The sequence below is a fragment of the Paenibacillus sp. R-74696 genome, from assembly GCF_055814915.1.
In genome coordinates, this window is sequence record NZ_JBPULM010000024.1 from 1 (window position 1) to 10,970 (window position 10,970).

General features: G+C 50.4%; 9 protein-coding genes. All 9 read left to right on the top strand.

Translation table 11 applies throughout. The features are described from left to right. A partial coding sequence (locus ACSR9A_RS07000) for a hypothetical protein (protein WP_473756355.1) occupies positions 1-188 on the top strand: 188 nt, incomplete at its 5' end. Continuing rightward, the gene (locus ACSR9A_RS07005) at positions 185-2,725 is read left to right on the top strand and encodes a S8 family serine peptidase (protein WP_473756358.1); all 2,541 of its coding nucleotides are present in this window, start codon (positions 185-187) and stop codon (positions 2,723-2,725) included. The genes ACSR9A_RS07000 and ACSR9A_RS07005, both read left to right, overlap by 4 nt. A 69-nt stretch (positions 2,726-2,794) precedes the next feature. Beyond that, positions 2,795-3,061: a DUF1146 domain-containing protein gene (locus ACSR9A_RS07010; protein ID WP_473756360.1), complete on the top strand. Its 267-nt coding sequence runs from the start codon at positions 2,795-2,797 to the stop codon at positions 3,059-3,061. Between the two features lie 311 nt (positions 3,062-3,372). Next, complete coding sequence (murA, locus tag ACSR9A_RS07015) at positions 3,373-4,809, top strand: UDP-N-acetylglucosamine 1-carboxyvinyltransferase (RefSeq protein WP_473756362.1); 1,437 nt, start codon at positions 3,373-3,375, stop codon at positions 4,807-4,809. 179 nt (positions 4,810-4,988) lie between these two features. Beyond that, positions 4,989-5,966 (top strand): LacI family DNA-binding transcriptional regulator, encoded by a 978-nt coding sequence (locus ACSR9A_RS07020; protein WP_341279910.1) that lies wholly within the window; start codon positions 4,989-4,991, stop codon positions 5,964-5,966. Positions 5,967-6,143: 177 nt separating this feature from the next. Further along, positions 6,144-7,487 carry an ABC transporter substrate-binding protein gene (locus ACSR9A_RS07025; RefSeq protein WP_473756364.1) on the top strand — a complete coding sequence of 448 codons (1,344 nt, stop codon included), beginning with the start codon at positions 6,144-6,146 and terminating at the stop codon, positions 7,485-7,487. 103 nt (positions 7,488-7,590) lie between these two features. Continuing rightward, positions 7,591-8,475, top strand: coding sequence for a carbohydrate ABC transporter permease (locus ACSR9A_RS07030; RefSeq protein WP_473756366.1), 885 nt, complete (start codon positions 7,591-7,593; stop codon positions 8,473-8,475). Continuing rightward, positions 8,475-9,302, top strand: a complete 828-nt coding sequence (locus tag ACSR9A_RS07035; protein ID WP_473756368.1) for a carbohydrate ABC transporter permease — start codon at positions 8,475-8,477, stop codon at positions 9,300-9,302. The genes ACSR9A_RS07030 and ACSR9A_RS07035 overlap by 1 nt, the downstream gene beginning before the upstream one ends. A gap of 25 nt (positions 9,303-9,327) precedes the next feature. Next, on the top strand, positions 9,328-10,809 hold the full coding sequence (locus ACSR9A_RS07040) for a glycoside hydrolase family 32 protein (RefSeq protein WP_473756370.1): 1,482 nt from the start codon (positions 9,328-9,330) through the stop codon (positions 10,807-10,809). The last annotated feature ends 161 nt before the right edge of the window (positions 10,810-10,970 follow it).

A 10,970-nucleotide genomic window follows, 5' to 3' on the forward strand; every position in this document is an offset into this window, starting at 1 on the left:
GCAAGTGCGGAGTGCAAGTGCGGAATGCGAATGCGAAGTGTAAGTGCGAATGTGAAGTGCAAATGCAAAATGCAAAATGCAAAGAGCGGATGAAGAGTGCAAATGAAAAGCATGGTTGCAAAGCACGAGAAAATGACGATTGCAAAGCACGAGAAAAATACGAATGCAAAGGCAGAATAATAACATGAAGCTTAATCATGGTAGGTTCCGCAGTTTGCGCCGCCAGCTTGCTGCGCTGCTGGCGGTTATGTTGCTCTGCGGCGTTGTATCCGCCGCAGAGCCCTGGGCGGCGGAGCGCATTGACGCCGCCCCAGGTGCAAAAGAGGAGCCGCCGCAAAGCTGGCTCCTCAAATGGAGCGACCCCGCGCAAGCAGCTGAGCTGCGCGGGACGCTCGTGATCCGCCGCCAGGCTGAGGCGGCGGTCGACGTCGTACGTCCGGCCGAAGCATCGGCGGACGTCGAAGCATGGCTGCGCCGGCTGCGAAGCACGCCGGGCGTCGAATACGTGCACCCGAATGGCCGGGTGCACGCCTTAGAGCTGTCCGCCGCACAGCAGGCGGACGACAGCCCTCCAGCCGAAGCTGCCGCCGGCGAGGCTTCGGCCCTCGCAGCCGCCGCTGCGCCAAAAGCGGCGGCCAGCGACCCCGAGCTTGCGAAGCAAAGCTATCTCAAGCAGATCGGCGCGCTAGCCGCTTGGAAAACCGTGCGCGAGCAAACCGCGCTGACAATCGCGATTGTCGATACGGGCATCGATCTCGACCATCCCGATCTCAAGAAAAATCTCGTTCCCGGCATCAACTTGATCGATACGGACATGCCGCCTGAGGACAATAACGGCCACGGGACAAGCGTGGCCGGAGTGATCGCCGCATCTGGCAACAATGGCATTGGCGTGTCCGGCATTTTGTGGAAAGCGAAGCTGATGCCAATCAAGGCGCTTGATCATAATGGCGATGGCACGGAGCAGGATTTGGGCGAAGCGATTTTGTACGCCGTGCGCAAGCAAGCCAAAATCGTCGTGCTCTCCGTCGGATTATATCGTTATTCTCCTTATATGCAGGATATTGTAAACTATGCCGAAAGCAAAGGGGTGCTGCTAGTAGCGGCCGCGGGCAATGACGGTCAATCGCTCGAAAGCATGGCTGTTGTAAAATACCCTGCCGCTTATTCGACGGTGCTTGCCGTTGGCGGCGTGAAGGCTGACAATTCGCCAGATTTGCGTTCGAATCCCGGTACGGAGCTGGATTTGTCAGCAGCCTGGAACGTTTATACGACGGCGGTAGGCGGGAGCTATAAGAAGGAGGAGGGCACGTCGATGGCTGCTCCTCAGGTGGCAGCGGCAGCGGCACTCATCTGGGCCCGTTATCCGAAACTCAAAACGTATCAAGTCAGGGAGCTGCTGCGCCAAACGACGCGCAACATTGGCCAGTCTGGCTTCGACAATCGCACAGGCTATGGGCTGCTGCAAATTGATAAAGCATTAAGCACACCAGTTAATGCGGACGGCTTTGAGCCGAATGACACGAGGGGCACGGCTGCACTTCTACCCTTGAACAAGCAAATATCTGCCGTTCTGAATACGGGCAAGGATATCGACTGGTATACGGTGGAGGCTCCGTATGACGGCAAGCTCACGATGAAATACCAATCGCTTACAGAATCTGGAGCCGCGATTCCACCAGTTCGGCTGCTGCATTATGTGAACGGTGTCCAAAAAAATACGTATACGACGAAGCTTGCCAGTGGCAATGCCGAGTTCACGGTAAAGAAAGGGACGCAAAAAATAGGCGTCCAGTTCATGAACAGCGATAACGGCGCCCGCCAGCCTTATTTGCTGGACTCCTCTTTTATCATGAAGCCTGATGCTTATGAATCGAATGACCAGACGTATGAAGCATTCGCTTTGTCGCCGCGCAGCCAGACGGTAGTGGGCAACTTCCATCAGAAGTCGGATCGCGACTGGTACGCGATTACCTTCAAGCAAAGCGGCACACTGCGCCTTACCTTGGAAGGGAATACAGCGCGAATTGATCCAGGCCTTGCGATTCAGCGCGCCGGACAATCGCTTCGGACCTATGACGAGGAGTCGGAAGGCCAAGCTGAAATCTCGCCTATCTTGACAGTAACACCCGGGAAATATTATATTCGTGTGCATAATGCTATTTCGTCTGAGGCCAGCCCCGTTATTGGACAATACACGCTTAAAATTAATTATGTGCCGAAATACGATGATCCTAACGAGCCAAACAATCAGTATTACGAAGGCTTGAGCATACGCAGCGGTACAGAGTATGTAGGTGTCATTGACAGCAGCACCGATGTCGATTGGTTCCAGCTGCGCCTCACCAAAGCGAGCCAAATTGATTTGCAAGTGTTTAATGTTCCGTCAGGAAAGGTAATGCAAGTCATAGCATACGATAAAAAGCAGCAGCAGCTGTTCGCACAGAAAACAGGCAGCACAGGCAAGCTGGAAGTGAAAAACAAGCGGCTTCCTGCGGGCGTTTATTATTTTAAACTGACAGCCAATGAGCCCTTCGACAAGCAATATTACCGCTTCAAGGTTACGGTCAAAAATGCAGTTTCGGGAGCTGCTGCGATGACAGAGCAGCAGCTCCCGGTAAGCGAAGCGGGAGGCGATGAAGCACGCCGCATGTTTGGAATGGAGGACCCTGCCCTGGAAAGCAGAGGTGAGCCATTTGCTAAAGAGCGGCTGCTCGTGCAGTAGCTGAGTAAAGGAATAAACAGGCGGCACACCGGAACTTAAGGTGAATAAAAGGAGGCATCTGGAGCACAGATGGGTTTGACTCAGGATATGTTGAACAGCATGCAGACGGCCACAGGAGTAACGGGACTGTTCTCCATTGTTGTAACGCTCGTTAGCATTATACTTATATGGTTTATTATGCAGGAGCTGAAATGGGAAGCATTTTTTGCTTTTCCCCGCAGCCCGAAGGCTCGCATGTTGCAGGCGGTTATTGCTATCATACTCGGGCATGCATTTGCCAGCTTCATTTTGGATTACTGGTCTTGGACGACAATGTTGAAGAGTTTTGTCGAATAACGAGAGCGGAATATGTTAACAATGGGTAGTACATGACGGACTGAAAATCCCGCCCGCTTCCGAACGCTATACAAGTGCGGGAATTTTGTTCCAGTATCAGGCAGGGCAACACCTAAAAGCATCGTTCAGCATAGGATGTTAGGGTCAGGATCGGGCTGCTTTAAATGCTGCGGTTACATGTAAATTTAAAGCTTGTCGATTAGTGTAGATAAGTGTTAATATGGAGTTTGGATTAAGACGGGAATTTTTCACTTTTAAACAATAATTTTAAAGCGAGAGACAGAAATTCAGTTCGCGGAGGGAACCATAAGATGACCAAAATTATCGTCCGCGGAGGCAAGCGTTTATCGGGAACGGTACGTGTCAGCGGTGCAAAAAATGCAGTACTCCCCATTCTAGCAGCCTCTTTACTTGCGACGGAAGGAGACAGCGTCATCTGTGACGTTCCCCTCCTCGACGATGTCATGACTATACAGAAGGTATTGGCATCATTAGGCGCAACGATATCGTATCAAGATACAACAATGAGAATATCGGCGGGAACAATTGCTTCTTATGAGGCGCCCTATGAGCTGATTCGCAAAATGCGTGCTTCCTTCCTTGTTATGGGACCGCTGCTTGCACGAATCGGCAAGGTGCGTATTTCGCTTCCAGGCGGCTGCGCGATTGGAACACGTCCGATTGATCAGCATTTGAAAGGCTTCGAAGCGATGGGAGCGGAAATTACGCTCGGACACGGCTTCATTGAAGCAAGCACAAGCACGCGTCTCAAGGGCGCAAAAATATATCTCGACGTAGCAAGCGTAGGCGCTACCGAGAACATTATGATGGCTGCTGCACTCGCAGAAGGCACAACGCTGCTTGAAAATGCCGCGAAGGAGCCGGAAATCGTCGACCTCGCCAATTATTTGAACGCGATGGGCGCGAAGGTTCGCGGCGCGGGCACAGGACTCATTCGCATTGAAGGCGTTGAAAGCTTGCACGGTGTGACGCATCATGTTATTCCTGATCGTGTAGAAGCGGGTACTTATATGATTGCTGCAGCGATTACAGGCGGCGACGTATTTGTAGAAGGCGCGATTGGCGATCATTTGACACCGGTCATTTCCAAGCTGCAAGAGATGGGCGTCGAGGTGCTGGAGTCGGATAACGGCATTCGGGTTAAAGCGGATCATCCGCTGAAGTCGGTAGACGTGAAGACGTTGCCGCACCCAGGCTTCCCGACGGATATGCAATCGCAAATGATGGCGCTCTTGCTCGTATCCGAGGGTACGTCGGTTGTAACCGAAACGGTATTTGAGAATCGCTTCATGCATGTGGAAGAATTCCAGAAGATGAATGCGCATATTAAGATCGAAGGCCGTTCCGCTATCGTTAGTGGAAATATGCCGCTAACTGGCGCGAAAGTATGTGCGACGGACCTGCGTGCAGGCGCAGCCTTGATCTGTGCAGCATTGCGTGCTGATGGTGAGACGGAAGTAACGGGTATCCACCATGTAGATCGCGGTTATGTAGATATTACAGGTAAGCTGGCTTCGCTTGGAGCGCTTATTCACCGCGTTGAAGCGGAGGAGGAAGAGCTGCAGGCGGCTGAAGTGGAAAATGTACTTCAAGCTAAAGCAGTCGCTGCTGTAGAACAAGCGAAGGAAACGGCCGCTGTTATAGCAGCAGTTGAGCTGGATTCCTCTTCTAGCTTCAAGCGTGAGAAGGAAGCAACGGTTTTGAAGGTGCAGCCTACTTGGGCTTAACCATTTAATAAGCATAAGAGCAGAGCTGTTTGCAGACGCGCCGGATGGGGCGATGTGAACAGCTCTTTTTTTTAGAATTTAAGCATGCTGAAGCTGTCCTCTTGACCATAGGCTTCGTGTGGTATGATGAAAGATCAGTTTGAAAGCGTATAACTTTCTGGGAATGAGAAGGAGATTTTATGGCAACTATTCATGATGTCGCGAAGATGGCTAAAGTATCGGTAACGACGGTCTCCCGCGTATTAAACAACAGGGGGTACATTAGCGAGACGACCCGCAATAAGGTGTTCCAGACGATGAAGGAGCTGAATTATCAGCCGAACGAGCTGGCACGTTCTTTGCTGCGCAAGCAATCCAATGTCATCGGGCTTATTATTCCGAACGTGGCTCATCCCTTTTTCGCTGAGCTGGCCAGCCATGTCGAACGTTATGCCTACGAGAAAGGCTATAAAATTATGCTGTGCAACTCGCATCTTGATCCTGTGAAGGAAAAGGAATACATCGATATGCTTAAGCGAAACCGAGTAGACGGCATTATTATGGGCAGCCACACGCTTGAGGTTAAGGAGTATAAGGAGCTGCATTCCCCGATTGTAACGATAGATCGGCAGATCAGCGAGGAAATTCCGTTTATTTCATCGGACAATTACAAGGGCGGTAGGCTCGCAGCACAGCTGCTAGTAGACAAAGGATGCAGAAAAATTGCGCATATTTGCGGGAATTTAGAGCTTCAGCTGCTGGCGAACCAGCGAACGGCTGCTTTCCGTGACGTAATGGCTGCAAATGGGATCGAACCGATTATCATTCAGACGGATATGAACGTATTTGACGAGCAGCAGTATGAGCAGATTATGAGCCGTCTGTTTGCAGAGCATCCTGAAATCGATGGCCTGTTTGCGACAAGCGATATTATCGCTTCCTTCGCAGTGAAGGAATGCCGCAAGGCGGACAAGTCTATTCCGGAGCAGATCAAAATAATTGGCTATGATGATGTGAGTGCGGCCAATTGGATAACGCCGGCGCTCACGACAATTCGCCAGCCGATTGCCGAAATCGGGCGGGTTGCGGTTGATTCAATCATCCGGCAAATGAACAATGAGCCGCTGGAGCACCGGTATGTTTTGGATGTTGAACTGGTGGAGAGAGTGACGACTTAAGAACGGTTGAAATCCCTTATACAACAAGGGATTTTTATTTTTTATTTGTAATGTCAATCGTTTGACATGTCAAACGATTGACATATTTTTTAGCACGGACTATAATACGTTATGAAAGCGGTTTATAAAATGGTTCCAGCATAGAATATTTATCATTTAGAATCGGGGGACGAACAAATGAAATCTTGGAAAAGCTTGCAAGCTCTACTCGTATCTTTGGTAATGGTTATAGTCGTAACGGCGTGCGGAGGCAATGCTGGCTCAACGCCTGCAGACTCATCCACAGCTGAGGGCGGCGCAAACAGCGGAAGCGCCTCAGGAGAAGTGAAAATAACATTGCTGAATTCCAAAGGGGAAATTCAGACGCAGCTTGAAGATGCAGCTAAGGCCTTTAAAGAGGATTATCCAACTATTACGCTGGAGATCGTTCCTGTTCCGGCAGGACAGTCGCCATTCGAGAAAGCATCCGCGTTGTATGCGGCGAACAGCCCATCGACGATTACGATGCTGGACACAGGAGATGTAGAGAAGTTCAAGGATCGCATTCTCGATCTAAGCGGGGAAAAATGGATGTCCGACAAGGTTGACGGCAGCACGGATCTGACGACCTTTGATGGCAAAAATTACGCGTTCCCGCTTTCGATTGAAGGCTATGGTTTTATTTACAACAAAGCAGTCTTAGACAAAGCAGTTAGCGGTAGCTTCGATCCGGCTACCATTACGACGACACAGGCACTGGGAGATTTGTTTAAAAAGATCGAAGCCTCCGGTACGGGTGCGCTGATCGTCTCGCCAATGGATTGGTCGCTTGCTGCCCACTACCTTCCGCTCGCTTACGCTGGACAATCAGCGGACAAAGCGGTGGTAAACCAGTTTATTACCGATCTGAAAGGCGGAAGCGTAGATCTTTCGACCAACAAAGTGTTTAACGGCCTCATGGATACGTTCGACATTATGAAGGAGCACAACATTGATAAAGCTTCCCCGCTCGCAGGCACATATGAGAAGGGCCCTGAGGTGCTGGGCAAAGGCGAGGTTGGTATTTGGTTCCAGGGCAACTGGGCTTGGCCGCAAATCAGCAGCTTTGATACGGCAAGCGGCGCATACGGCTTCCTGCCAGTGCCGATCAGCAACAACCCAGATGATTTTGGCAACACGCAAATTTCCGCCGCTGTCTCGAAACGACTCGTTCTAGACAAGGAGAAAAGCACGCCGGAGCAGCAGGCAGCAGCGAAAACGTTCCTGGAGTGGATGGTTTACAAAGAGAAGGGCCAAGACTTCCTGATCAATAAAGCGAACATCGTGCCTGCGTTCAAAAACATTACACTGGAGCCGCAAGATCCGCTTGCTAAGTCGATTGGGGCGTATATCACTGGCAGCAAAATCGAAGAATCGATGAGTGCGCTTCCTGCGGATCACTGGAGCAAGGTAGGAGCTTCGATGCAGAAGTATTTGGCCGGAGCAGCTGACCGCGCCACGCTTGCCAAGGAAATTCAGGAATACTGGACGACTGTAAAGTAGCGTCAACTAGACGACAAACAACAGCTTAGAAGAGGAGGCAATGGGCGGGTGAACGCGGCTTGTCCATTGCTTCGCTTCCATGAAACGTTAGCGAGGGATAACGATGATATCGGAAAAAGGACTTTGGAGCCGTCTTCGGCTAAGGCTGTTGTTCACCGGGCCTACCTTGTTTGCTTTTGCCACCGTAATGATTGTGCCGTTTTTGTACGGCATTTATTTAACCTTTACGAATTGGGATGGCATTTCCACAACGAGTACAATGGTTGGCTTTGAAAACTATGCGTATGTGTTGAAAGACGCAGTATTCTGGAAGTCATTTTATTTAACGCTCAAATATGTGGTTATTAGTGTGGCGCTCGTCAATGTGGTAGCCTTTTTACTGGCGTATTTTTTATCAAGCGGCTTGAAGGGCCAAAGCTTTTTCCGGGCCGGATTTTTCATTCCAAATTTGGTCGGCGGCATTGTGCTTGGATTCGTATGGCAGTTCATTTTCTCTAACGTTCTCGTATCCATTGGACAAAAAACGGGCATTGCCGTATTCGGTACCTCGTGGCTTGCTGATCCGGATAAAGCGTTTTTTGCGCTTATTATTGTCACAGTATGGCAATATGCCGGATATATGATGGTCATATACGTAGCGGGCTTGATGAATGTGCCGAAGGATATTATGGAGGCGGCCAGCATTGACGGGGCAACGGCATTCCGCAAGCTGCGGACGATGATTTTGCCGCTTATGGTGCCATCGTTTATCGTCTGTGTATTTTTATCGCTGCAGCGCACGTTTATGGTTTACGATTTGAACCTGACGCTGACGAAGGGCGGACCGTTCAAAAGCACAGAGATGGTCTCTATGCATGTGTATGAGAAAGCCTTCCTCTCAAGAGATTATGGGGTAGGGCAGGCGGAAGCGCTTGTACTGTTCCTGCTCGTAGCGGGCATTACGTTATTGCAAGTATATTTCAGCAAGAAGCTGGAGGTGGAGGCCTAATGAAACGTTTGAAAGCCTCTATGGAATGGAGCAAGTTTATTGTTTTGCTGGTTGGCCTGGTGGCCTTCGTCTTTCCATTTATTTTGCTAATCATCAATTCCTTCAAGGAAAATAAAGCGATCACCGCTTCGCCGCTTTCTCTGCCAGGCAGCTTCAATCTGGCTAACTATGAGTCAGCGTTTACGAAAATGAATTATGTATCCGCATTTTCCAATACGGTTATTATTACGGTGCTGAGCGTTCTGCTCATCTCGGTGCTTGCGGCCATGACAGCCCATTTCTTTGTGAGAAATCAAAGCAAATTTAATCAATATACGTTTTTTCTGATGGTAGCGGCGATGATTATCCCATTCCAGGCGATTATGATTCCGCTCGTAAAGGTGTATGGAAATCTGCATTTGCTGGATAACAAATGGTCGCTGATTTATATGTATCTCGGCTTCGGAAGTCCGCTTGCGGTATTCATTTATCATGGCTTTGTGAAAAGCATTCCGGCAGAGCTTGAGGAGGCCGCAATGATTGATGGCTGTACGCGGACACAGACGTTTTTCCGCATTGTGTTCCCGGTACTTGCGCCAACGTCGGTGACGATTGCGATTTTGAATGTGCTGTGGATTTGGAATGATTTTCTGCTTCCATCGCTTGTGCTGACTTCGTCAGAGCAGCGTACGCTGCCGCTCTCGACCTTTTACTTCTATGGAACCTATACCGTCGATTACGGGCCGCTGATGGCTGGCCTGCTGCTGACTATTTTGCCGATACTCATCGTCTATTTGTTCGCACAAAAATTTATTATTCAAGGCGTCATGCAAGGCTCCATTAAATAAACGCGTAAGAATAGGATGATTGAACATGTTATACACGCTTGAAAATGCGGAGCAGTTTGTGGCGGAAAGAAAGCATCTGCTGCGCCCGCAGTACCGTCTTGGCTATCATTTGATGGCGGAATTCGGCTGGATGAACGACCCGAACGGTTTTATTTTTCATAATGGGCATTATCATTTGTTTTATCAATATTATCCGTATCAGCCGGCATGGGGGCCGATGCATTGGGGACATGCGATTAGCCGTGATTTGGTTACTTGGGAGTATGCGCCTGCTGCGCTCGCGCCAGACCAGCCTTACGACAGCGGCGGCTGCTTCTCCGGAAGCGCGATCGTTCACGAGGGCAAGCTTCATCTCATGTATACGGGGCATGTGGTGACAGGGCCAAATGGGGATACGGACTATTATCAGACGCAAAATATTGCGGTATCAGGCGATGGTGTGACATTTGCCAAGCTGGCAAGCAATCCGGTGCTAGGGCTGGAGCAGATTCCGGCTGGAACGAGCCGCAAAGATTTTCGCGATCCGAAGGTGTTTGTTCGGGATGGCTTCTATTATACAGTCATTGGCTCGAATGACGGCGCTGGGCACGGCCTGATTTTGCTTTACCGTTCTCAAAACCTCGTGAATTGGGCCTTTGTTGGCGAGATGGCGCGCAGCGACGGACAGATGGGCGACAATTGGGAATGCCCCGATTTGTTTGAGCTTGATGGCTATGATGTGCTGATAATGTCGCCGCAGCGAATGCCAGCTCAAGGTGACCATTATCGTAATCTGCATTCGACCACTTATATGGTAGGAAAATTAAATATGGAGACAGGCTCGTTCTCGTATGACGGCTATGAGCCTGTTGATTTCGGCTTTGATTTTTATGCGCCGCAAACGGCATTAGATCCGCAAGGCCGGCGCATTGTCATCGGCTGGATGGAAACGTGGGAGCAAGAAATTCCGACCCAGCTCGGACATTATTGGGCCGGGGCGATGACGCTGCCGCGCGAAGCTGTGCTGCGCAGCAGCGACAGGAAGCTGCTGTTTCAGCCGCTGGAAGAGCTGAAGGCGTACCGCCGCGATAGCTTTGAGCTGAGCGGGCTGGAGCTTGCAGGCGAGCAGCTGCTTACTGCCCAGGGAGATTGCTATGAGCTTGAAGTAGTGCTTCGTACCGGCAGCGCTCGCGAGTTCGGTTTGAAGCTGCGGACGAATGGGGCGGGAGAAGAAACGGTGCTGGCTTATGATGCGGAGGAAGGGCTGTTCCGCTTCAATCGGGATCGCTCCGGAATCGGGCAGGGCGGCGAAAGAAGGACGGACATTGCACTGGCAGAAGGCGGCGAGCTTTCGCTGCGGATTTTCGTCGATCAATCGTCGGTTGAGGTATTTCTCCAAGGCGGGGAAAAAGTGATGACCGGGCGTATTTACCCAGGCGAAGCCTCAACAGGCATTGCAGCCTTTGCCTTGGGCGGAACTTGTACACTCGTTTCATTAAAAAAATGGAATATCGAGCGCCAGCTTTAATGAGCGTGACTGGCGCAAGGCCAGGCTTAAGAACAGGACAGGGGATTTGTCCTGTTCTCTTTTTTATTTTCAGCCGCCGAAATGATGAAGCTTCTTACAGTACGGTACTAGCTAGGGCGACTGTCCTGCAGGACTTGTTCATTCTCCGTTCATTTTTTCAT

Excerpts from the sequence above, each read along its gene's own strand:
- ACSR9A_RS07005 (WP_473756358.1), top strand. The coding sequence starts at position 185 with ATGAAGCTTAATCATGGTAGGTTCCGCAGTTTGCGCCGCCAGCTTGCT.
- ACSR9A_RS07030 (WP_473756366.1), top strand. The coding sequence starts at position 7,591 with ATGATATCGGAAAAAGGACTTTGGAGCCGTCTTCGGCTAAGGCTGTTG.
- ACSR9A_RS07040 (WP_473756370.1), top strand. The coding sequence starts at position 9,328 with ATGTTATACACGCTTGAAAATGCGGAGCAGTTTGTGGCGGAAAGAAAG.
- ACSR9A_RS07010 (WP_473756360.1), top strand. The coding sequence starts at position 2,795 with ATGGGTTTGACTCAGGATATGTTGAACAGCATGCAGACGGCCACAGGA.
- ACSR9A_RS07035 (WP_473756368.1), top strand. The coding sequence starts at position 8,475 with ATGAAACGTTTGAAAGCCTCTATGGAATGGAGCAAGTTTATTGTTTTG.
- ACSR9A_RS07025 (WP_473756364.1), top strand. The coding sequence starts at position 6,144 with ATGAAATCTTGGAAAAGCTTGCAAGCTCTACTCGTATCTTTGGTAATG.
- murA (WP_473756362.1), top strand. The coding sequence starts at position 3,373 with ATGACCAAAATTATCGTCCGCGGAGGCAAGCGTTTATCGGGAACGGTA.
- ACSR9A_RS07020 (WP_341279910.1), top strand. The coding sequence starts at position 4,989 with ATGGCAACTATTCATGATGTCGCGAAGATGGCTAAAGTATCGGTAACG.